This window comes from Microcoleus sp. S36b_A4, assembly GCF_036700645.1.
Taxonomy (GTDB): Bacteria; Cyanobacteriota; Cyanobacteriia; order Cyanobacteriales; family Microcoleaceae; genus Microcoleus.
In genome coordinates this window covers 44,295-66,368 of record NZ_JAUBPI010000034.1, presented here as the reverse complement: position 1 = coordinate 66,368, position 22,074 = coordinate 44,295, and the positions used below count along the sequence as shown (strand labels likewise).

Below are 22,074 nucleotides of genomic sequence, written 5' to 3'. Positions count from 1 at the left end.
GGGGTAAAAAGGCGATCGTTCCTTGTAGTGCAAGGGTTTGTGAGATTTGAACATTCCCCCTACTGGGGGAACTTCAGTTTAAACCCTATAATTTTTGAGAAAAATGGAAGATTTTCTCCGCAACTTGTTGGGCAACAATATTACAGCAACCTGGCTCTTATTTATCGTAGGGTTTTGCTGGATTGCTTACATACCCGGTCGCCTGAAAAATTAAAAATTATCAATTAAAACTTCAAAATTAAGTACGTAGGCGCACATAAACCTTACCGTGCAACCAACCTATTGGAGGGTGCCTCAAGCCTCAGATTTCCTACGATATTTCATGCCATATCTCCGGGGCAGCCTACAATTTAGTCTAAATTAATCATTTTTTAACAGACAGGCGTTCGATCGCCCGATCGCGAAAACAAGCAAGTGCGATCGGGCGATTTCTTCAAACAACACCAAATTAATTAGTCCTCAGTGTCCACAAAAACAGTCACAGCCGCCACAGCGATTAGCATTTCATCATTTTTATCATTCAGAGAGGCGATCGCCCTTCCTGGCACAATCATGCCTCCTTGCTCCACAATCAGAGTTTTGCTGCCAAAAGGCAGCACCGCCAATACCTCCTCGGCGCGCACTTGTTCCGGGTAAGGAACAGCCACCTTAACCTCAACAATCATCTGATTAGGGTCGGTCAAACCCGCCACTTCCCAGACGCCTAGGAGAGCATTATGGGCGATCGCATTTCGTACAGCCCTTGCACAGGCTACAGTCGGTTCCTGCCCGTGCTGGTCTATACCCATCCCCATTTCAATGATGAAACATTTACGTGTCATAGTTGTCCATTGGTTTATTTTTGTTTGTAGTCGTTAGTGAAGCCCCCCCCTACGGGGGCTTCGCCAACGAAGAGGTTCGCACTCTTTCCCCAAACAATTATCAACCCAAATGACCGCATTTTATATTATTTTATCGCTCCATCGAATAACACAATAATCATCTCATTTAATAAAAAAGATAACTTTAGACGACCTCCAAACTTATATCAAATCAGTCATTGTAAATCTAAAATCTAAAATCTTAAAGTTAAAATGGTATAAGTTATGGTAATATTATCCAATTCAGCTTTCCTCGTGGACTGCAAAACTCATCGCCAGCTTGAATCATGGATAGTTTTCTGCCAATTGCCTACTTTCAAAACCAATTTCTCCCCTTTACCGACGCCAAAATTTCCATAGCCACCCACGCACTGCACTACGGAACCGGAGTCTTAGGCGGGTTGCGGGGAATTCCCGACCCCCAAAATGCCGATCGAATATTGCTATTTAGATTAGACCGCCACTGTCAAAGATTAAGTCAAAGTGCCAGCTTCCTTCACTGCGATTTACCCGCCAGCAAAATCCAACAAATAATTATTGATTTTGTTCAGAAAAACCAACCAACAAAATCATTTTATATCCGCCCTTTTATCTACACATCAAGTTTAGGAATTGCCCCGCGACTGCATAACGTAGAAACCGACTTTTTTGTCTATGGATTAGAACTTTCAGACTATTTACCCAAAGAAGGAGTAAACTGTAGAATTAGCTCTTGGTACCGCCAAGAAGACCGCAGTTTGCCCTTAAGAGGTAAAATTAGTGGCGCTTACATCACCTCAGCCTTAGCTAAAACAGAAGCAGTAGAATCCGGCTTCGACGAAGCTATTATGATGAACACTCAGGGAAAAGTCAGCGAAGCTTCAGGAATGAATATATTTGTCGCCAGAAACGGTAAATTAGTTACTCCCGGTTTCGAGCAAGATATTCTCGAAGGAATTACCAGAGACAGTGTAATCACAATCGCCAGAGACTTAGGAATTGAGGTCATAGAAAGACCCGTTGATAGATCAGAACTGTTGATTGCAGACGAGATTTTCCTCTGCGGAACCGCAGCCAAAATTACGCCAATTAAACGAGTAGAAAACTATCACTTGCCCACAAACCGACCCATCACCGAAAAGGTTTTGGACAAACTAACCGGGATTATCGAAAATCGGGACAGCAAGTACAAAGACTGGGTATTTCCGATTAATCTTAATTAACCGAAAATACCTGTGATCGTAGAAGCGAGTTCACTCGTTACCAGGCAGAGCCTGGTAACGCAGATCAGGAGCATCGGCCTCCACATTTCATGGCAGCCATGCGAGGCAGAGCCTCTGGATATCGGTTCCCAGGTAGAGCCTAACCGTTGTTGTGGAGCAGGCATCTTGCCTGTTTCCTGCTAGGAACTACCCGCACAAAACAGCCGCGTGATGCCGAATGTGATCCTCCATAAAACTAGCTATAAAATAATAGCTATGGTCGTAACCTTCCTGCATCCTTAAAGTTAGTGGCTGTCCCGCTTTTGCACAAGCTTCTGCGAACACTTCAGGCAACAACTGCCCGTCAGCGAGATAGGAGTCAGCAGTGCCGCAGTCAATCAGAATCTGACGGTTGTATTGTGCCTCCAGCACCAATTCGCTAGCATCCCACGTCTTCCACATCTCTTTGTCGTAACCGAGGTAGTGTCCGAATATTTTTTGTCCCCAAGGGCAGCGCATTGGGGCGGAAATAGGCGCAAAAGCGGAAACAGAAAGATAGCGAGATCCATTTTTCAACGCGCAAATTAACGCCCCGTGTCCGCCCATCGAATGACCAAAAATTCCCTGTTTTTCCGGTATCGCTGGAAAATTTTCGGCGATTAAATTCGGCAATTCATCAACCACATAACTGTACATTCGATAGTGAGCCTTCCAAGGTGCGGCTGTCGCATCAACATAAAAACCCGCACCACTTCCTAAATCCCAATCCTCATCTTCCCCAGGGATGTCCGTGTTGCGCGGGCTAGTGTCGGGCGCAACCAGCATTAACCCATATTTTGCCGCAAATTGTTGCGCCCCCGCTTTTGCCATAAAGTTCTCTTCCGTGCAGGTTAAACCTGATAGAAAATACAAAACTGGTACGGGTTGAGATAAAGCTTGCGGCGGCTGGTAAACAGCGAATTTCATCTCGCTGTTGCAAGCGGAAGATTGATGGCTGTAAAAGCCGAGTTTGCCACCGAAACTTTTCTGTTCTTTGTGCAGTTTTAGGGAGTCAGAGAGCATAATTGGGAATTGGGAATTGGGCATTGGGAATTAATCTTTATTCTATCCGTTACATCCGTTACAAAATCTGTTGCCGAACTTCTTCCTTCTTCCTTCAAAAAGTCAAAACTGTGCGAATTACTTCGCCTTTGTGCATCAAATCAAAGGCTTCATTGATTTTGTCGATCGGCATTACCTGAGTTACCAGACTATCAATATCAATTTTACCGTCCATGTACCAATCAACAATCTTAGGAACATCAGTTCTGCCTTTTGCGCCGCCAAAAGCCGTGCCTTTCCAAACCCTACCAGTTACTAGCTGAAACGGGCGAGTGCTAATTTCTTGACCTGCTCCCGCTACCCCGACAATTACGCTCACACCCCAACCTTTGTGGCAGCATTCTAATGCTTGGCGCATCACATTAATGTTGCCGATACATTCAAAGCTGTAATCAGCTCCGCCTTTGGTTAAATCTACCAAATAAGGCACTAAATCGCCTTCCACTTCGCGAGGATTGACAAAGTGAGTCATGCCGAATTTTTCCGCCATCTCTCGCTTATCGGGATTCAAGTCTACGCCGACAATCATGTTAGCTCCCACCATGCGAGCCGCTTGAATTACATTCAAACCCACGCCACCCAAACCGAAAACTACCACATTAGAACCAGGCTCTACTTTCGCAGTATTTATGACAGCGCCGATGCCAGTTGTTACGCCGCAGCCGATTAAACAAACTTTATCAAAAGGAGCATCTTCGCGAATTTTTGCTACTGCAATTTCTGGCAATACTGTATAATTAGCGAAGGTAGAAGTTCCCATGTAATGGTAAAGTTTCTGCCCGTCTATGGAAAACCTGCTCGTGCCGTCGGGCATCACTCCCTGCCCTTGAGTCACGCGAATTGCTTGACAGAGATTTGTTTTGCGGCTCAAACAATATTCGCAGTTGCGGCATTCGGGAATGTAGAGAGGAATTACCCGATCGCCCACTTTGACACTCGTTACTCCCGACCCCACTTCTGCGACAATCCCGGCTCCCTCGTGGCCTAAAATAGCCGGAAACAAGCCTTCAGGATCGGCACCGGAAAGAGTGTAAGCATCAGTGTGACAAACACCCGTGGCTTTAATTTCCACCAGCACCTCTCCAGCCCGCGGCCCATCCAGATCCACCGTTTCAATGCTCAAAGGTTTGCCGGCACTACGAGCAACTGCTGCTTTTACTTTCATGCTTTCTCCCTGCCCTCTATTTGTCAATTCACCAGTCAATATGTATTGTATTACTTAATGTCAAACTTGGAGCAAATCTATGACAAAATTAATTGTAATTACCGGAGTTAGTCGCGGTCTAGGTCTTGCCATGACCGAAAAGTTTATTGAATTGGGACATACAGTTGTGGGATGCGCCCGTTCTTCGGAAGCGGTGGAGAAACTCAACCAAAAATATAGTGCGCCCCACCATTTTACTTGTTTGGATGTCACCAACGACGATCGAGTAAAAGCTTGGGCAACAGAAATTATGGTAAAAAATGAGCCGCCAGATTTGCTAATTAATAATGCAGGTGTAGCTAATCACCTAGCGCCTCTTTGGAATGTCAGCAACGAAGAATTTTCGCAGGTAATTGATGTTAATATTAAAGGTACGGCTAATATAATTCGCCACTTTGTCCCGGCAATGATTGCTCGAAAAAACGGCATAATTGTCAACTTTAGTTCTGGTTGGGGAAGGTCAACTTCGCCGGAAGTCGGGCCCTATTGCGCTTCCAAGTGGGCAATAGAAGGACTTACGCGATCGCTCGCTCAAGAATTGCCCGCAGGTATGGCAGCAGTTCCTTTGAATCCGGGGATAATTCACACAGATATGCTGGATATTTGTTTCGGAGAAGATGCGGCAAATTACCCATCAGTCAAAGCATGGGTGCAAAAAGCCGTTCCTTTTTTACTCAAGTTGAAAGCTTCCGATAACGGAATGCCGCTGACTGTTCCTGGATAATACAGCAACCCTTACAGGATTTGCGAACATCTCTCCTTTCTTCTCCTCTGCGCCCTCTGCGCTCTCTGCGGTTCATAAAAAAATCTCAAAAATGAAATAAAATTGCTATATTCCCAAATCACAACTCTTTCCCCAAATAGCAACTGTGAACTTGCCGCTAACCTCCCCCTCGCAAACCGAAACCCGTAAAGCAGACCACCTGCGGATTTGCCTCGAAGAAGACGTACAATTTCGCGAAACTACCAGCGGCCTAGAACGCTACCGTTTTGAACACTGCTGTTTGCCAGAACTCGATCGCACTGAAATCGATTTAACCTCCACATTCCTCGGCAAAAAACTAGCCGTTCCCCTGCTAATTTCCTCGATGACCGGCGGCACAGAATTAGCCCAGACAATCAATTATCGCCTCGCCGATGTTGCTCAAGAATACAAACTAGCAATGGGAGTCGGTTCCCAGCGAATCGTTGTAGAAAATCCTCAACTAGCTCCTACATTTGCCGTCCGTCGTCGCGCTCCCGATATTCTGTTATTTGCCAATATCGGAGCAGTTCAACTAAACTACAATTATGGTTTGGAAGAGTGCCAAAAAATTGTTGATATTTTAGAAGCAGACGCACTAATTTTGCACCTCAATCCGCTGCAAGAGTGCGTTCAAACCGAAGGCGATACTAACTTTAAAGGACTGCTAGATAAAATTGCCAAATTGTGCGATAAATTACCAGTACCAGTTATTGCTAAAGAAGTCGGCAACGGTATTTCAGGAAAAATGGCAAAGAAATTGCTCGCCGCTGGGGTAGGTGCGATCGACATTGCCGGGGCCGGAGGTACTTCTTGGGCGAAAATAGAAGGAGAGCGAGCTAAAGATGGCAAGCAGCGCAGGTTGGGCGCAACCTTTGCCGACTGGGGAATACCAACAGCCGAGTGCATTGTCAGCACCCGCGCCGTAGCGCCGGATGTTCCTCTGATTGCCTCTGGAGGATTGCAGAATGGGTTGGATGCAGCGAAGGCTCTCGCCCTTGGCGCGGATATTGCGGGACTGGCGCGGCCGTTTCTACAAGCTGCAGCGGAATCGGAATCAGCCGCAGCCCTCCTTGCTGAGGTATTAATTGCAGAAATCGCCACCGTGATGTTCTGTACAGGCTGCGGTAATTTGGATGAGTTAAAACATTCTGGGGTTTTGGAAAGGTTAAGATAAAAGTGAGTCAGCAGTCAAAAGTCATTAGTCAGCAGTCATTAGTCAACAGTCATTAGTCATAAGCTAATAACTAACGACAGCAGATAAGTGCTAAATCCTACTTCCAGGAATTACCAATAATATCATTTCCGCTGGCATCGGAATCATATTTTTCCGAGTGCAGTGCGAGCGTCTCGATCGCGTGCGGGGACGCTTGCACGCTCGGTATCATTCCGCTCTAACCGGATGTGATATAACTAATGACTACTGACTAATGACTAATGACTACTGACTACTGACTATTGACTAATAACTAATTACCAATTATCTAATGAAAGATTTCCTAAAATATACCTGTGCAAGTTTACTGGGAACCTTCCTAGGACTGCTGCTGCTGGGCAGCATCGGATTGGGGGGACTGGTACTGCTAATTGCTATGGCGGCATCGTCGTCTAAAGATTCAGGCCCGCAAGTTAAAGATAAGTCTGTATTGGTATTAGACCTTTCTTCAAATATCACCGACAGCAAACCGAGCCGTAGCACTGGCGCGGCGATTGAAGAAGTGCTTTCGGAAGATTCCGGCGATACAGTGACGCTACGGACTGTTTTAGACACGATCGAATATGCGAAAAAAGACCCGAAAATCGTTGGCATTTATCTCGAAGGCAGCTCGGATTCGAGCAGCAGCGGGTTTGCCAATCTCAAAGAAGTTCGATCGGCATTGCAGCGTTTCCGAGATGCCAAAAAACCTATTTTTGCTTACCAGATGGACTGGAACGAGCGAGATTATTACCTCGGTTCCGTTGCTAATACAATTGCCGTCAATCCTTACGGCGCTTTGGAAATCAACGGTTTTAGCAGTCAGGCAATGTTTTTCACCGGTGCCTTGGAAAAATACGGCGTGGGAGTGCAAGTGACTCGCGTCGGCAAATACAAGTCAGCCGTTGAACCGTTTTTGCTCACAAAAATGAGTCCAGAAAATCGCCAGCAAACTCAAAAGTTGCTCGGAGATATGTGGGGAGAATACCTGCAAACTGTCGCCCCGAGTCGCAAAGTGACTGTTCCGCAACTGCAAGCGCTTGCAGATAGTGGCGGAACTTTGATGGCTGACGAAGCTCTCAAAAACAAGTTAGTTGATAAAGTTGTATACTTTGACGAAATATCGACTGAACTCAAAAAACTCACAGGAACCGATCGCGAAAACAAATCTTTCAAGCAAATTAGTTTGAAAAACTACGCGAAAATTGCTGAGAATAAAAACTCAACTCACGCTAACAATAAAAACCAAATTGCTATACTTTACGCCGAGGGAGAAATTGTAGACGGCGAAGGGGGCCCGACTGAAGTAGGAGGCGATCGCATCGCTCAAGAAATGCGGAAAATCCGAGAAGATAACGACGTAAAAGCGGTAGTTTTGCGCGTCAACAGTCCCGGAGGCAGTGCGACGGCGGCCGAAGTCATTGGGCGCGAAGTGATGCTGACGGGGAAAAAGAAACCCGTTATTGTTTCAATGGGCAATTTAGCAGCTTCCGGCGGCTATTGGATTTCGATGGGTTCCAACCGCATTTTTGCCGAACCCAATACGATTACTGGTTCTATTGGTGTTTTTGGAATGCTGTTCAACGCCGAAAAATTGGCTGCTAACAACGGTCTAACTTGGGACGTGGTGAAAACCGGTCGCTTTGCGGATACTAACACGGTTGCCCGCCCGAAAAATCCTCAAGAATTGGCGAATATTCAGAGGATAGTCGATCGCATTTACGATCGATTTATTACTAAAGTCGCCACCTCCCGCAAACTGCCGAAAAACAAGGTACAAGAAATTGCTCAAGGCAGGGTGTGGTCTGGTACCGCCGCGAAACAGTTGGGTTTAGTCGATGAAATTGGTGGCCTTGAAGATGCTGTCAGAGAAGCGGCTAAGCAAGCTAAACTCGGCGATGATTGGAAGTTGGAAGAATATCCAAAACGCCGCAGCTTGGAGGAGCGAATTTTGGAAAGAATTTCAGGCGTTCACGTTTTGAAACCAGCCGCCAAACTCGACCCGCTAACGGCCGAATTTAAGAAAATGCAAGAGGAATTGGCTGTGATCAAGTCGATGAACGACCCGCAGGGGATTTATGTTCGCTTGCCTTTCAATTTGCGAATTGATTAATTAATACCAAGTCCGGGATTTTTACCCCTTTATTCTTAGTCCCGCTCTGTTGAGACGAAAGTTTTGCTCTTGAACCGTTGCAAGCGCTGAGTCTGATAGGGGTTTTTAACCCGGATTTGGTAAAAGTAGGCTGACCAAGAATTTCTTGATGGTACAGCCCCCGGATTTATCCGTGGAATCAATCCAAAATCGCAAATCGAAAACTCTCAAGCCCCCGCATTTATCCGTGGGGTCGCCTCTAAAATCTAAAATCTAAAATCTAAAATCGATTGGCCAAGAATTTCTTGATGGTACAGCCCCCGGATTTATCCGTGGAATCAATCCAAAATCGCAAATCGAAAATCAGAAGAGCCCCCGCATTTATCCGTGGGGTCGCCTCTAGAATCTAAAATCTAAAATCTAAAATCTAAAATCGATTGACGCACCTACAAACAACTGAAAAACCCGGTTTTTTCAAGAAACCGGGTTTATGAATACCCTAAAAGTCGATCGACTGGGAATTGGCAATATTTGTTATGCAGCACGCTGAGTTAACAATCCCCAGATGAAAAGTAGAACGATCGCACCTACGACTGCAAAAGCTATGCTGGGTAGTGTCAATGCTCCGAAGGATGCTCCCCCGCTCGTCCCCAGCAAGACTTGACCTAGATAACCTCCCACTAGGGCGCCCAAAATTCCTAAACCTGTTGTTGCCAGAAAACCGCCGCCTTGAGATCCCGGATAAATGGCTTTGGCGATCGCACCGGCAATCAGTCCTAAAACGATCCAAGCAATAATTCCCATTTCTCTTTCTCCTGAATACTTAAACTTTTCTTGTGCCTTGTCTTATGTTCTAAGAATAACAACCCCTATCCCGCTCTTACCTCTACCGCAGGGATGAACTGAAAGTGGTAGGATTTCTCATGAATCGTCCGAGTTTGAGGTTTTTTAATATCTCAAAAGAGTTAACCCACTTTTTCGAGGGAAGAAAGGTACTTATGCTCAAAGCAAAAAGGAAATAGGAGAATTTTTTCTGGGACTTTTTGTGTTTTACTGGTAAAAAAATTACAATAATTTTGTGAAATGAGGAAAGTTTGCGCCCGATGGATCTGACTCTGTGCATGATTGTGAAGAATGAAGAGGCAACACTGTCGCGGACTTTGGACAGCGTTAAGGGTGTTGTTGACGAAATAGTGGTGGTGGATACGGGATCGGGCGATCGCACCCGTGAAATTGCCAGAGAATCCGGGGCGAGGGTTTATGACTTTGAATGGTGCGACGACTTCGCAGCGGCGCGCAATGAGTGTCTGAAGCACGCCCAGGGCGACTGGATTTTGGTATTGGATGCCGATGAGGTTTTGGTACCGGAGATTCTACCTCAAATTAAGCAGGCAATTGCGAGCGAGCAACTGCTGCTAATCAATCTCATCCGCCAAGAAATCGGTGCCTCTCAATCTCCCTATTCCCTAGTGTCGCGCTTGTTTCGCAATCGCCCCGACATCCGCTTTTCTCGCCCTTACCACGCCATGGTAGACGACAGCGTGGCTGAGATTTTGCACAGGGAACCAAATTGGAAAATAGCTTCTCTCCCCGATGTGGCGATTTGGCACTCTGGTTATCAAAAAGATGCGATCGCCGCAAAAAGTAAATTCCAAAAAGCTCAAGCAGCAATGGAACGCTATATAGCTTATTATCCAAACGATGCTTATGCTTGTAGCAAATTAGGTGCGCTGTATGTAGAAAGCGGGCAAATCGGGCGGGGAATTAATTTATTAAACAAAGGCTTGACTGCCGAGGCAATTGATGATTCTATTGTTTACGAGCTGAACTATCATTTGGGAATTGCATATCGCCAGCAGCAGCAATTTGTAAAAGCAAAAGAACACTATCAAGCGGCAATTAATACCAATGTGTTCCCACCACTCAAGTTGGGTGCTTACAATAATTTGGGCAATTTGCTCAAAGATGAAGGAGATTTGAAATCTGCTGAAAAAGCTTACAAAGCAGCTTTAAAAATAGACCCCAATTTTGCAGTAGGTCACTACAATTTAGGACTGACGTTGAAGGCAGCCGGAAATTTAGCAGATGCGATCGCCTATTACAGACAAGCGATTAAAATCGATCCAGAACACGCGGAAGCTCATCAAAACTTGGCAGTTGCCTTGCTAAAAATTGGCAAAATGCCAGAGAGTTTAGCAGAATTCAAAAGAGCGATCGCCCTTCACGAACAGCGCCGCCCTTTTGAAGCAGAACGCTTGCGCCGGGGACTACAAGAAATGGGTTTAATGTAAACTTCCCTATCTACTTTATCGTTACCCAATAATTTTTAGGGGCAATCCCCGATGGTTTACCCTCGCTCCCCAAGGGGTAGGCACTCTTGGCACTACCCTACAAATTCTGAAAATTACCAGCCAAATCAAGCAATTATCTCTACTTTGCCGCTATCCAAATCATAGCGGCCCCCAACAACTTTAAGCTTGCCGGCTTTGATTGCTTCAGCTAAAATAGGCGACGAGGATTGTAACTTATTTACATTCATTTTCACATTAGCTCTGACTGCATTATCCCACGCATTGCCTGTTTGACCTTTGGTCGAATCTACTGCGGGTTTAATCGCCGCCACCAAAGTGCTAATGTGACCCGGCACAGCTTTACCATCTAAAGCTGCTTTGACAGCACCGCAGCGTTCGTGACCCAGAATTACTAATAGTGGCACGCCTAATTCTAAGGTGGCATATTCTATATTCCCAAGAACTACATCGTCGAGGAAATTTCCAGCTACTCGAATATCAAATAAGTCCCCTAATCCTTGGTCGAAAATAATTTCGGGAGCAACCCGCGAATCAGAACAAGCCAGGATAGTTGCAAACGGATGTTGACCCTGTGCTACTTCTACAACTCGCGATCGAGCTTGGTCGGGAAATGTCCGTTTTTGCTCAATGTAGCGTTGATTCCCCTCCATCAATTTCTTAAGAGCACTGTTAGGAGTAATGTCAGTAGGAGTAATGTCAGAGATTGCCTCTGCCTTTGCTACTTCGGCTTGTAAAAACGCTGGTGCCAAGCTTGCCGCCAGCATCCCTGCACCAGCCCTCAGCATTAAATTCCGTCGCGAAATCATACCTGCTCTTTCGCTTTTAGTCATTGCTTGCAACTCGGTTCAATTGTTTGTATTTGTTAGCATAATATATACCACAAGCTCAGTCAGACTTCTTTGATTTTTCTTTACAAGCTGCTCCGGCACAATGTAAAGTTCAAAAAAGTAGCCCATTTTTATTTCATTCATATTTTATTTAGTAAAGTCAATGGCAGTCATCCTTCTGCGGACAGGGATGCTAGAATGTATCTAAAACGACTATTATTTATCAATGGCTCGAAATGTCCTACGTTGCCAGCATTCATATCTATCCGGTCAAGTCCCTTGACGGCATAGCAGTCAGTCAAGCACCTATTCTAGCCAGCGGAGCTCTAGAAGGCGATCGTTCTTTTGCAATCTGCGATGCAGCAGGAGAATTGGTTAACACTAAGCACAACAGCGGAGTCAGTTTTCTACGCTTATCCTTTGACATCAAAAAGAGAATTGCCGGTCTGAAAATTCAAGGCACCGAACAAGAAATATTTTTTCATGTAGATAGAGAACGCTTGGGAATAGAATCTTGGTTGAGCAGCTACTTTGGTTTCCCTGTCAAATTAATTGAAAACTTGCTTACAGGTTTTCCCGACAATACGGCTGCACCAGGGCCAAGCATTATCAGTACCGAAACAATTGCCGAAGTTGCATCTTGGTTTCCGAGAGTTTGCGTTAACGAGATGCGCCATCGCTTGCGAGCTAATATTGAAATAGGAGATGTCCCGGCTTTTTGGGAAGACCAACTTTTTCCACAAGCAGATGAAATTGTGAGGTTGAAAATAGGAACAGTAATATTTGAAGCTATTAATCCCGGTCAGCCATGTATCCTATCTACGCGAAATTATGCGACGCAAGCAAGCGATATAAATTTTAAAAATATACTAACAGCCAAGCAGAAGGAAATCATGCCTGACCTGGTAATAAAAGGGCATTTAAATCACTTTAGTCGGCTGATAGTTAACACGCGACTCGCACCTCAAGCAGCAGAAAAAATATTACACATAGGAGACGAAGTTGACATTCTCCGCGTCAGCAACTCTCTATTGAATACCATTTCTGATTAGTTGTAGGTTACGAGTCTGATCAAGCCGGCGGCAACTCCAAAGTAAGTTGACCCAAAACACCAGTTCTAAAATCGTTTAACATCTGCCGCGCCGTTCGTTCGACATCTCCTTTATACTTGTCTTTTGCGACCTCGTGCAAATAATCTTCACCATTACTAGAGGCTGGATCTAATTTATACCTGGATTTGAAACCAGATAGTGATATCAACGTGTCATCAGCCGCCTCCAGCCCTTGCAGCAAATCTACCATCGCTGCTGCTACTACCTGATTGTCGTAAGCTGCTTCGCCAATATCTTCGCAAATAGCTAATTTTATGGCATTTTCTTGATTGTTAATTCGGGTTGGGATCACTCCAGGCGCGTCTAATAATTCAATTTCGTCAGAAATGCGAATCCATCGGAGCGATTTAGTTACTCCAGCTCTGCGAGCACTATCCACCACTCTCCGCCCTAACAGCCGATTAATTAAAGCAGATTTTCCCACATTGGGAAATCCCATTACCACTGCCCGGACTGGACGGGGCAGCATACCTCGATCGAACCTTCTTTTATTTAGCTGCACGCCAGCATTCTGCACGGCATCCGCCACATCATGTACTCCGTGACCGTGCTCGGCATTAGTAAAATACGCAGTTTCCCCCTGGGACTCAAACCATGTTTCCCACGCCTCGCGCGATCGAGGTGTAATCATATCCATGCGGTTGATGACCAAGACTCGCGGCTTGCCGCCCACCCAGCTCGGCATTTGGGGGTGATAAGTAGCCAATGGAATGCGGGCATCTCGGACTTCGAGCACCACATCTACCCGCTTTAGCTGTTCTTTTAATGCCCGTTCAGCTTTGGCAATGTGACCGGGATACCAGTGAATTTTCATTAGTTAGTTGACTGTTGACTGTTGACTGTTGACTGTTGACTATTGTGATTGGTTAGTTGTGATTGGTTAGTTGACTGTTGACTGTTGTTATTGGTTAGTTCTTAGTTGTTAGTTCTTGAATGACAACTAACAACTGCCAACCGTCAACTGCCAACAGTCAACAGTCAACTGACTAAGGCACAATCAAAACTGCACAAGGAGACAGATTGATCACCCGATTGGTAACGCTGTCAGACGCCCCATCATCGGTTAAACCCATCCCCCGACAGCCCATCACAATCAAATCCGCCCCAATTTCGTCAGCCACATCGCAAATCGTGAAAGCTGGTTTGCCTTCCCGTTCGATGATTTCAGCTTCAATTCCCTGCTGGGAAAACATCGATTGGGCCTCAGAAAGCAGTTTGGCGACTGCTTCGGGGGAAGTCATCACCTCTCGCGCGGGGGCGTCGGCCTCCTCGGCTGGGGGCTCGACTACCGAGAGAATAACTAAACGAGCACCGTAGGTTTTTACGATATTGACCACCTTTTCGGCAGCTTCGCGGGCTTCTCGGCTTTGATCTACAGGAAATAAGACTGTCTTGAACATACTGCACATCTCCGGGACACGGACTCCGATAAAATGTTTAGGTTAAGCCAATCAGTGCCGTTTGTTCCATCTTCCGTTTTTTGTACGGGCGCGGTTGAATGCGTCCGAGGCCGGGGTGCAAGTTACCAGTGCCGCCATTTCAACGGAATTCGACAAAAACACACATATTAGGAGGTTAATCCTGTGACAAAAAAAACTGTAGCAAATTTATCGGCATCGGACTTATCGGGCAAACGGGTATTGGTGCGGGCGGACTTTAACGTGCCGCTCGACAACGGCAATATCACCGATGATACTCGCATCCGGGCGGCTCTGCCGACAATTCAAGATTTAGCGTCCAAGGGCGCTAAGGTGATTTTGTGCAGCCACTTCGGCCGTCCCAAGGGTGTGACGGAGAAGTTGCGCTTGACGCCGGTTGCGAAACGCCTGTCGGAATTGTTGGGTAAAGAGGTCAAAAAGACTGACGACTGCATCGGTGATGAAGTCGCTGCTACAGTAGCCGGGATGCAAGATGGCGATGTGCTGTTGCTGGAAAATGTCCGCTTCTACCCAGAGGAGGAGGCAAACGACCCAGAATTTGCTAAGAAGTTAGCTTCTGTGGCCGATTTGTATGTCAATGATGCTTTTGGTACTGCTCACCGAGCTCACGCTTCTACTGAGGGGGTTACTAAGTATCTGAGTCCTTCTGTGGCTGGGTTTTTGATGGAGAAAGAACTGCAATATCTCGGCAGTGCGATCGACAATCCTCAGCGTCCTTTAGCTGCTATAATCGGCGGTTCTAAGGTTTCCAGCAAGATTGGAGTCATTGAAAAACTGCTCGAAAAGTGCGACAAACTGCTGTTGGGCGGTGGCATGGTTTTCACGTTCTACAAAGCTCGTGGCTTGAACGTTGGCAAGTCTTTGGTGGAAGAGGACAAGCTGGAACTGGCTAAGTCTTTGGAAGCTAAGGCGAAGGAACGGGGAGTTACTTTTCTGTTACCTACTGATGTGGTAGTTGCTGACAAGTTTGCTGCTGATGCTAACACTCAAACTGTTCCTGTAGAAAGCATCCCCGACGGTTGGATGGGTTTGGATATCGGCCCGGATTCAGTAAAAACTTTCCAAGATGCTTTGGCCGATTGCAAAACGGTAATCTGGAACGGGCCGATGGGCGTGTTTGAGATGGAGAAGTTTGCTGTGGGAACTGAAGGTATTGCTCATTCTTTGGCTGGACTTACTAAAACTGGTACTACCACAATTATCGGTGGTGGTGACTCGGTGGCGGCTGTTGAACAGTTGAATTTAGGTGAACAAATGAGCCACATTTCTACGGGTGGCGGTGCTAGTTTGGAGCTGCTCGAAGGTAAGGAATTGCCGGGTGTTGCTGCTTTAGATGAAGCTTAATTAAGTTAAGTAGGGCGGGCTTTGCCCGCCTTGCTGGAAGCAGGTCTATATCTTTGGCTGCGAATCATTTTTTTGAATATTTACCGCAGAGGGCGCAGAGGGCGCAGAGAACGCAGAGGAAGAGAAAAGAGAGAAGGATATCGGTTTTAAGTCTATAGTTTGCTAGTATAATTTGTTTGAAGTAGCAGTGAGGTTTGTTTGTGAAACTTAAACTCTTGGCAACTGTAACGGCAAGTTTAGCTTTGTTTGGGCTGGCAGCTCCCGTTCAAGCTCAAAATCCCGATCATGTTAGGCAATTGCTGGAAACTAAAGAGTGCGAAGGCTGTGACTTGAGAAATGCTGATTTGTTTAAGGCTAGCTTGTACAGAGCTAATTTAAGAGGAGCGGATTTAAGCGGAGCAAATCTCTATGAAGCTAATTTGCTGGAAGCGGATTTAAGTGAGGCTAATTTGGCAAATGCTAACTTAGTTAATGCGGAGATGTACGGGGCTGAATTGAATGGTGCTAATCTGCGAAATGCGGATTTGTCTAATGCTTTTTTGGGGCGAGCGAATTTGACGAGTGCGGATTTGCGCGGTGCTAAGCTTTTTAATGCGAATCTGGGCGAAGCTTATCTGCTGCAAGCTAATTTGTCGAATGCCGATTTGAGGCGTTCGCTGCTGTTTAGAGTTAATTTGCATCGTGCGAATTTAAGCGGAGCGGATATGTCTTTCGCGGATGTGCGTGATACTAATTTGCAGAATGCTATTTTGTCAAATACTAGGCTTCCTGGGGCTCAATTGGCCGGGACAAATATTGATGCGGCGAATAACGTGCGGCAGGGTGATTTGGAACGTGCCAACTTCCGGGGTACGAATTTTGGGCCAGGGGTTTGTGTGATAACTAATTATCCTTATTGTGTTTTGAATGTGGAATAATCTGCCTGCTGAGTGCGTCAGCCTCCATTATTTTGGCAGCTACCGGAGTTTTTGACGCCTCCCAAAAATGGATACAAGCTCCCCACTTAAGTCGTGGACAGATCAAAATTTTAGACTAAAGTTTTAGCTCCCAGATGAATCTGTGGAATAAATCTAAAGTCTAAAATCTAAAATCGACTAACCCGGCCCGAAAACGGATACAATCCCGCGACTTAAGTCGTGGAAAGATCAAAATTTTAGACTAAAGTTTTAGCTCCCAGATGAATCTGTGGAATAAATCTAAAATCTAAAATCTAAAATCTAAAATCGACTGGCTGGCTGGCTGGCGCACCCTAGGTTGAACTCCGAGTTAAGTTTGAGGTGGTTTGTATCCTCTTTCTAGGGCAAATCTCACAAGCTGGGCACGATTTTCTAACTGTAATTTGCTGAAAATGCTGCCTAAATGAGCTTGCACAGTCCGGGGGCTAATAAACAGCCGATCGCTAATTTGTTTGTTAGTATAACCCTGGATAACCTCCCAAAAAACTCTTTCCTCGGCTGGTGTTAAAGGCAAAGGTGCAGGTGCTGGCAAGACTGGCACAAATTGTGGTTCCACCGCCCTACCGCTAGAAGTTTGCAGCAGTCGGACAATCTCGGCGTGAATGCGGTGAGAGCGCTCTAACTGCGCTTTTACCTTAGCTAAGATTTCTTCAGACTGAAAAGGTTTTACCAGATAATCGTCACCGCCGATCGAATGACCTTCAACTTTTGACTCCAACTCGCCTTGACCCGACAAAAATATAAAGGGGACTAACTGTCCCAAACGGGTAGTTCGCAAACGGCGACAAAACTCAAACCCGTCCATTTCCGGCATCATGACATCTGAAATTACCAAATCTGGGGGGGCATTTTCAAACATCGAGAGCGCCTCAGCCCCTGAATTAGCGCATTCCACCCGATATCCTTGACTTTCCAGGTACATTGCTAAGACTGTTTGACAGTCTGCTTCGTCGTCCACCACTAATATTCTTTCCATGACAGGCTTGCACCAATTCCAGTTGGACAGTTATTGAAACTGCCAGTCCCAAAGTAGGAACTTAATTGAGTTTACCTGCTGCAACTTAATAAAGGCTTGCAATTTCAAGACGCCACAATTTCTCAAATAGTCCAATTAGGGGCGCCTAGCGCCTAAAAGGGGAAGCAATAGAGCAATATGGGGAACAATCTCTTTCTTTGATTGGCCTATCATCAAAAGCTACAACTTTTTACGAAGAAGCGTCAACTTTTATGCCGAAAATAGAAGGTAAAAGAAAGAATTTTATCCTATAAAACAGAAATTTTGGTGACACTTACACTATTCCTAGACCCGACATTGAAAGGTTTTTAGATTTTTCGGGTTCAGACACAGGTACAAAAGGAACAACGCGACCAGGTGCTGCTGGCGGCGGCGCGAACAAACTTGGGTCGGCAACCAACATACTTTCAATTATCGCTGCTGGTTCGGGGCGACTGAACAGATACCCCTGCATGATATCGCACTGATGTTGTTTCAAAAAATCTAGTTCTGCTTCTGTTTCCACTCCCTCAGCAATTACAGTCATGTTCAAACTGTGACCCAGTAAAATTACTGCTGTAGTAATAGCAGCATTTTGAGCATCTTCGTTGGCATTACGGACGAAAATTCGATCGATCTTTAAACTGTCAAAAGCAAATTGCTTGAGATATCCTAAAGTAGCGTAACCGGTGCCGAAGTCGTCAATAGCAATCCGAATCCCTAGAGCTTTAAGTTCGTTTAAAGTAGCGCCTGCTACTGTCGCATTTTCCACCAAAGCGCTTTCGGTCATTTCTAATTCTAAATTAGCAGGATCTAAACCTGTAGTTTCCAATATTTGCACGATTCGCGCCTTGAGTTCCGGGTCTGACAACTGTCGCGCAGACAAATTTACTGATATTGTAAAGGGGGAAAACCCTGCAGCCAGCCAACTAGCGGCTTGAGCGCAAGCTGAAAGCAGTACCCACTCCCCAATCTGAATAATTAAACCTGTTTCTTCTGCTAAGGGAATAAATTCGACGGGAGAAATTATACCTCGATCGGGATTTTGCCAGCGCACTAAAGCTTCGGCGCCGATAACTTGACCGGTCGCAATATTCACTTGTGGCTGATAGTATACCTGAAACTCACCTTGTGCCAAAGCGTGGCGCAGCAAAGCTTCGAGAGCAAACTTTTCAGGAGAGAGAGTTGTAACCTTGGTGGAGTCGTTAACTAAATCTTTGAGTCTGGCTTCTGCTTGGTGAAGCGCGACTGTCAGCGGTTGAGTAATAGTTTGCCGTTTCAAGACGCGAGAAGCAATGGCTCCCAGCAATTCAGCCTTGGTAAACGGCTTTGTCAGGTAATCGTCTGCCCCCAATTCCATCCCCCGACGAAAATCGGTTTTGTCACTTTGAGCCGTGAGGAAAATAAATGGAATTGTTGCAGCTAGAGAGTTTTGCCGCAGAGTCCGCAACACGTCATAACCGTCGAGTTCCGGCATCTGCACATCGCACAAAATTAAATCCGGTATCTCCGAAAGTGCCATCTGCACCCCAGCTCGACCGTTCTCGGCCGCAATGACCCGGTAGCTGTGAGATTCCAGAAGTTGCAGAAGAGTTTCCCGGATTAATTCGTCGTCTTCAATTACCAAAATTTTGAGCATGATACTTAGATAACAGATGCCACTATATATCTGAACCTGACTAACTCTAGCATACTCAAACTAGGGAATTAGTAATTGGGCCAATTAGCCAATAAATGATTAGCCAAATGGCTGAATATTTTCCCTCGGTTCTTAAGTCACAATCAAAGAACTGCCCAAATTGGGAAAATTTCGATCTCTTTCAAAAGCAGAAAACTGCTGCGCCCTACTCGTTCGATAAACTTTTATTACAAAATCCCCAATATTTCTCATAAAAAAATTAGCGAACAGTTTCAGTGCGCCGATGGCGAAAATTACTCAGACTATCACTTATATGATGTCCGGTTAATTGTTCATAATTAGTCCGTGTTTGTACGGAAAACTAGAGTTTTATCTCCATAGATGAATCAGGATGCAGCATCCTGATTCATCCAAAAAAAGATACTTGCTTTCAGACAACAGTAGTGGAGAGATAAAAATTTTAGATTAAGGTTCAATCTCCCAGATTCATCTGTGAAGTAAATCTAACATCTAAAATCGATTAACGGAGAACTTAATTATGGTTCTCTAACCCGAAATCCTATTATGCGGTGCCTTAATTCACAGGCTTAGTGGAATTCGCGCAAAACTTGGAATCTACAATTGCAGAAGTGATACTGACAGCGTGCATGGATGATGACGGAATTATCCGGTCTTGCGGAACTACCACGGTCTTTTTACAAACCAGCTCGCTACTGCCTACAGAGGCAAAGTTCCAAGCATAAAATTCGGGATTGCTGACTGTCGCATTGGCCGGATGTAAACCTAGTGCAGTCACTAATACTAATCCCAAAGTCACTAAAGCTACGATCGCGAATCTCAGCATATTCTTTCTTTGAACAGGAAAACTTACCTGATTGGTATTACCTTATTATTGCCTGGGTGGATCGAGAGCGTCAACAGATTTTAGATTTTAGATTTTAGATTTTAGATTTTGGATTTTAGCATTGACCCCACGGATAAATTCGGGGGCTCCTTTATCGGATACAGATTTTTTATTTCTGGACGGATGAATCACGTGGCGGGTATCCTGGATGCTTGATTGTCAATAGCAGTTATTCGGCAGTCAGGTTCAACTCGTAAGGGATCGGCTCAGATGCTTGAGAAACTACCACGAATTCATAAAAACCAGTATCATCCAGCAATCCTGACCAACTAAGTCCTTCTGCATCTTCCAGCAAAGCTCGCGCGCCCTTTGTCCGCCCCGGAGTATAAATTGACAGTAGGGTAGATTTGCGCGGTGCTTGCAAATTCACGCGCAAAGTTTGATTTTGAGCGAACCTGGCAATGTAAGCTTTCCCTTCTCCGGGTTTGAGATTGCCTGCGAGGCTTTTGCTCTTCGATAGGCGGTCAAATTCAACGCTTTCGACAGTTGCTCCAGCTTGTAAGGCTTCGAGTTCGTCGGCGGTAATTGCTTGCCAAATTTGTCCGATCGGCAAACCAATGATATTGCGATCGCGCGGCTGTTGTGGAAACCAATAAAAGAACCTAGCATCAGCCAAATCGTACAAAGCCCGACTACTCAAATTCAGCTTGTTAACCTCAGTTTTCCAGCGATCGATATCAGTGGTGTCGTAAGTGCCCAACCGTGATCTAGCGTCGCTGCTGAGATTTTCCAGCTTGTCGAGCAACTCCTCGCCGATTTTCTGCCATCTTTCGCGCCACTGGCGATCTTCCTCGCCTTCTTTTAACAATCGTCCCCCCAATTCCGGGTATTTGGCATAGAAAGTCTCGTCCACAAGGTTGACGTAACCGTTATAGAATCGATCGTCAATTTTGAGCTTGACAAAGCGATCTTGCAAAGCATCTTCTTGCTGCTGCTTCGGGCTTGAAGGCTGGGGAACTTTCTGCACTTTTGATTGCAGATTTAACAAAGAATTGCCCGCCAACCAGCCAACTCCCCCCATACTTGAGAGCACCGCCACCACGAACAAAACCATTTTCCAAGCAGGCATTTTTTGCTGATTGCCAATAGCAGCAACTCGCACCGGAGTTCCCGGCAGTTTTGGTGTGGGAGCGGGCACGGGTATAGGCGAGAAATCTGGTGGCTGGGTGATACCAAAATCCGGGGCTGGTGGCAAAGGTGGCTGTAACGGCGGATTGCCGGAGAGAGCGAGCATTACCTCGCGAGCCGAGGAGTAACGCTGGCTCGGCTCCTGAGCAAGCATTTTATCCAGCACCAGGGACAAATTCGGAGACAGAGAACATTCCCCCCGCCAGTTCCAATTCAGGGTATGGCTGTCGAGCAATTGATGGGGTTCCTTCCCAGTCAGCAACACCAAAACCGTGGCCGCCAGAGCGTACAAATCGCTGTGGGGAGAGACAATGCCCATCTGCATCTGTTCGACGGGAGCATAGCCGAGCTTGCCGATGCGAGTCGCGGGGGCGAGAGTGCCGTTAGCCTCAGCGAATAGAGACTCTACGGTGGCGGCGACTTGTTTTACTCCGCCAAAGTCGATCAGCACGGGCATCCCGTCAGAACTCCGCAGAATCAGGTTGTCCGGGGAGATGTCGCGGTGAATCACTCCCAAAGAGTGAATGTATTCGAGCACGGGCAAAATCTGCAGCAGTAATTGATTGATTTCTGCTTCTATGAACCGCAAACCCTGACGCTTGCGGGCGTCGAGCAGAAAGCGGTAAGTTTGACCGGGCACGTAGTCTTGGACGAAAAATAGGTAGCCTCGATCGCTGATACTGACGCGGAAGAGTTCGCGAAAGCGGGGAATTTGATTGTGTTGCAGCTTGTAGAGCACTCCCGCTTCCCGCTCGAACAGTTCCTCGGATTTTTGTAAAGCGTAACTTCCATGTACTTGGGGCGCAAATTCTTTTAAAACGCAGGGTTCGTTAAATCGGTGGGCGTCTTCAGCCAGGTAGGTGCGTCCGAAGCCTCCGTGTCCCAATTCGCGGACGATGCGGTAGTGGTTGTTGAGAGTTATGCCGGGGTAGATGGGATTGTTCATTGGAACTTGCTGCGTCGGATTTTCACGCTTGACTGAGACTGGGAGTTTTGGGCGATCGCTGATTTAATCTTGCCATAGTGTGTCAGTGTTGATTAGTC

General features: G+C 46.0%; 20 protein-coding genes. 9 read left to right on the top strand and 11 right to left on the bottom strand.

What is annotated here, in order from left to right; translation table 11 throughout:
* The coding region (locus QUA03_RS13590) for a hypothetical protein (RefSeq protein WP_333212777.1) at window positions 1-228 on the top strand (228 nt) is incomplete at its 5' end.
* 224 nt (window positions 229-452) lie between these two features.
* Here QUA03_RS13590 and QUA03_RS13585 read toward each other — a convergent pair.
* Entirely contained in the window at window positions 453-821 is a 369-nt protein-coding gene (locus tag QUA03_RS13585; protein WP_333212775.1) for a Lin0512 family protein, read from the bottom strand.
* Between the two features lie 326 nt (window positions 822-1,147).
* Between QUA03_RS13585 and QUA03_RS13580 the strand changes: the two genes are divergently transcribed.
* Complete coding sequence (locus tag QUA03_RS13580) at window positions 1,148-2,062, top strand: branched-chain amino acid transaminase (protein WP_333212773.1); 915 nt, start codon at window positions 1,148-1,150, stop codon at window positions 2,060-2,062.
* Between the two features lie 186 nt (window positions 2,063-2,248).
* Here QUA03_RS13580 and fghA read toward each other — a convergent pair whose 3' ends face one another.
* Both fghA and QUA03_RS13570 read right to left on the bottom strand, forming a co-directional pair.
* A complete protein-coding gene (fghA, locus tag QUA03_RS13575) occupies window positions 2,249-3,103 on the bottom strand; it encodes an S-formylglutathione hydrolase (protein WP_333212779.1) in 855 nt (284 codons plus the stop codon).
* Window positions 3,104-3,197: 94 nt separating this feature from the next.
* Window positions 3,198-4,307, bottom strand: a complete 1,110-nt coding sequence (locus tag QUA03_RS13570; RefSeq protein WP_333212771.1) for an S-(hydroxymethyl)glutathione dehydrogenase/class III alcohol dehydrogenase — start codon at window positions 4,305-4,307, stop codon at window positions 3,198-3,200.
* A 79-nt stretch (window positions 4,308-4,386) separates the two neighbouring features.
* On the opposite strand from QUA03_RS13570, the gene QUA03_RS13565 reads away from it, so the two are divergent.
* The 3 genes from QUA03_RS13565 to sppA all read left to right on the top strand — a co-directional run bounded on the left by QUA03_RS13565 (window position 4,387) and on the right by sppA (window position 8,396).
* Entirely contained in the window at window positions 4,387-5,070 is a 684-nt protein-coding gene (locus tag QUA03_RS13565) for an SDR family NAD(P)-dependent oxidoreductase (protein WP_333212770.1), read from the top strand.
* A 145-nt stretch (window positions 5,071-5,215) separates the two neighbouring features.
* On the top strand, window positions 5,216-6,265 hold the full coding sequence (gene fni, locus QUA03_RS13560) for a type 2 isopentenyl-diphosphate Delta-isomerase (RefSeq protein ID WP_333212768.1): 1,050 nt from the start codon (window positions 5,216-5,218) through the stop codon (window positions 6,263-6,265).
* A gap of 310 nt (window positions 6,266-6,575) precedes the next feature.
* Entirely contained in the window at window positions 6,576-8,396 is a 1,821-nt protein-coding gene (sppA, locus tag QUA03_RS13555) for a signal peptide peptidase SppA (protein ID WP_333212766.1), read from the top strand.
* Window positions 8,397-8,909: 513 nt separating this feature from the next.
* Here the strand turns inward: sppA and QUA03_RS13550 are convergent.
* Complete coding sequence (locus QUA03_RS13550; RefSeq protein WP_333128479.1) at window positions 8,910-9,179, bottom strand: GlsB/YeaQ/YmgE family stress response membrane protein; 270 nt, start codon at window positions 9,177-9,179, stop codon at window positions 8,910-8,912.
* A gap of 299 nt (window positions 9,180-9,478) precedes the next feature.
* Here QUA03_RS13550 and QUA03_RS13545 point away from each other — a divergent pair, with 299 nt between their 5' ends.
* Window positions 9,479-10,666, top strand: a complete 1,188-nt coding sequence (locus QUA03_RS13545; protein ID WP_333212765.1) for a tetratricopeptide repeat protein — start codon at window positions 9,479-9,481, stop codon at window positions 10,664-10,666.
* A 125-nt stretch (window positions 10,667-10,791) separates the two neighbouring features.
* Here QUA03_RS13545 and QUA03_RS13540 read toward each other — a convergent pair whose 3' ends face one another.
* A complete protein-coding gene (locus QUA03_RS13540; RefSeq protein ID WP_333212764.1) occupies window positions 10,792-11,517 on the bottom strand; it encodes a carbonic anhydrase in 726 nt (241 codons plus the stop codon).
* 233 nt (window positions 11,518-11,750) lie between these two features.
* Between QUA03_RS13540 and QUA03_RS13535 the strand changes: the two genes are divergently transcribed.
* Complete coding sequence (locus QUA03_RS13535) at window positions 11,751-12,566, top strand: MOSC N-terminal beta barrel domain-containing protein (protein ID WP_333212762.1); 816 nt, start codon at window positions 11,751-11,753, stop codon at window positions 12,564-12,566.
* Between the two features lie 19 nt (window positions 12,567-12,585).
* On the opposite strand, the gene ylqF is transcribed toward QUA03_RS13535, so the two are convergent.
* Both ylqF and QUA03_RS13525 read right to left on the bottom strand, forming a co-directional pair.
* A complete protein-coding gene (gene ylqF / locus QUA03_RS13530; protein ID WP_333212760.1) occupies window positions 12,586-13,440 on the bottom strand; it encodes a ribosome biogenesis GTPase YlqF in 855 nt (284 codons plus the stop codon).
* Between the two features lie 172 nt (window positions 13,441-13,612).
* Window positions 13,613-14,026 carry a universal stress protein gene (locus tag QUA03_RS13525; RefSeq protein WP_333151871.1) on the bottom strand — a complete coding sequence of 138 codons (414 nt, stop codon included), beginning with the start codon at window positions 14,024-14,026 and terminating at the stop codon, window positions 13,613-13,615.
* Window positions 14,027-14,209: 183 nt separating this feature from the next.
* On the opposite strand from QUA03_RS13525, the gene QUA03_RS13520 reads away from it, so the two are divergent.
* Both QUA03_RS13520 and QUA03_RS13515 read left to right on the top strand, forming a co-directional pair.
* Entirely contained in the window at window positions 14,210-15,409 is a 1,200-nt protein-coding gene (locus QUA03_RS13520) for a phosphoglycerate kinase (protein ID WP_333212758.1), read from the top strand.
* A 200-nt stretch (window positions 15,410-15,609) separates the two neighbouring features.
* Complete coding sequence (locus QUA03_RS13515; RefSeq protein ID WP_333212757.1) at window positions 15,610-16,326, top strand: pentapeptide repeat-containing protein; 717 nt, start codon at window positions 15,610-15,612, stop codon at window positions 16,324-16,326.
* Between the two features lie 349 nt (window positions 16,327-16,675).
* Here the strand turns inward: QUA03_RS13515 and QUA03_RS13510 are convergent, their stop codons facing one another.
* From QUA03_RS13510 to QUA03_RS13495, 4 genes are all read right to left on the bottom strand, one after another.
* Entirely contained in the window at window positions 16,676-17,341 is a 666-nt protein-coding gene (locus QUA03_RS13510; RefSeq protein WP_333212756.1) for a response regulator, read from the bottom strand.
* A gap of 313 nt (window positions 17,342-17,654) precedes the next feature.
* Complete coding sequence (locus tag QUA03_RS13505; RefSeq protein ID WP_333212754.1) at window positions 17,655-18,998, bottom strand: EAL domain-containing response regulator; 1,344 nt, start codon at window positions 18,996-18,998, stop codon at window positions 17,655-17,657.
* Between the two features lie 574 nt (window positions 18,999-19,572).
* Window positions 19,573-19,842 (bottom strand): hypothetical protein, encoded by a 270-nt coding sequence (locus QUA03_RS13500; protein WP_333212752.1) that lies wholly within the window; start codon window positions 19,840-19,842, stop codon window positions 19,573-19,575.
* Between the two features lie 229 nt (window positions 19,843-20,071).
* Window positions 20,072-21,976: a serine/threonine-protein kinase gene (locus QUA03_RS13495; protein ID WP_333212750.1), complete on the bottom strand. Its 1,905-nt coding sequence runs from the start codon at window positions 21,974-21,976 to the stop codon at window positions 20,072-20,074.
* Window positions 21,977-22,074: the final 98 nt, after the last annotated feature.

Coding starts and splice junctions, on each gene's coding strand:
- QUA03_RS13585 (WP_333212775.1), bottom strand. CDS start 821: ATGACACGTAAATGTTTCATCATTGAAATGGGGATGGGTATAGACCAG.
- QUA03_RS13580 (WP_333212773.1), top strand. CDS start 1,148: ATGGATAGTTTTCTGCCAATTGCCTACTTTCAAAACCAATTTCTCCCC.
- fghA (WP_333212779.1), bottom strand. CDS start 3,103: ATGCTCTCTGACTCCCTAAAACTGCACAAAGAACAGAAAAGTTTCGGT.
- QUA03_RS13570 (WP_333212771.1), bottom strand. CDS start 4,307: ATGAAAGTAAAAGCAGCAGTTGCTCGTAGTGCCGGCAAACCTTTGAGC.
- QUA03_RS13565 (WP_333212770.1), top strand. CDS start 4,387: ATGACAAAATTAATTGTAATTACCGGAGTTAGTCGCGGTCTAGGTCTT.
- sppA (WP_333212766.1), top strand. CDS start 6,576: ATGAAAGATTTCCTAAAATATACCTGTGCAAGTTTACTGGGAACCTTC.
- QUA03_RS13550 (WP_333128479.1), bottom strand. CDS start 9,179: ATGGGAATTATTGCTTGGATCGTTTTAGGACTGATTGCCGGTGCGATC.
- QUA03_RS13545 (WP_333212765.1), top strand. CDS start 9,479: ATGGATCTGACTCTGTGCATGATTGTGAAGAATGAAGAGGCAACACTG.
- QUA03_RS13540 (WP_333212764.1), bottom strand. CDS start 11,517: ATGACTAAAAGCGAAAGAGCAGGTATGATTTCGCGACGGAATTTAATG.
- QUA03_RS13535 (WP_333212762.1), top strand. CDS start 11,751: ATGTCCTACGTTGCCAGCATTCATATCTATCCGGTCAAGTCCCTTGAC.
- ylqF (WP_333212760.1), bottom strand. CDS start 13,440: ATGAAAATTCACTGGTATCCCGGTCACATTGCCAAAGCTGAACGGGCA.
- QUA03_RS13525 (WP_333151871.1), bottom strand. CDS start 14,026: ATGTTCAAGACAGTCTTATTTCCTGTAGATCAAAGCCGAGAAGCCCGC.
- QUA03_RS13510 (WP_333212756.1), bottom strand. CDS start 17,341: ATGGAAAGAATATTAGTGGTGGACGACGAAGCAGACTGTCAAACAGTC.
- QUA03_RS13505 (WP_333212754.1), bottom strand. CDS start 18,998: ATGCTCAAAATTTTGGTAATTGAAGACGACGAATTAATCCGGGAAACT.
- QUA03_RS13500 (WP_333212752.1), bottom strand. CDS start 19,842: ATGCTGAGATTCGCGATCGTAGCTTTAGTGACTTTGGGATTAGTATTA.
- QUA03_RS13495 (WP_333212750.1), bottom strand. CDS start 21,976: ATGAACAATCCCATCTACCCCGGCATAACTCTCAACAACCACTACCGC.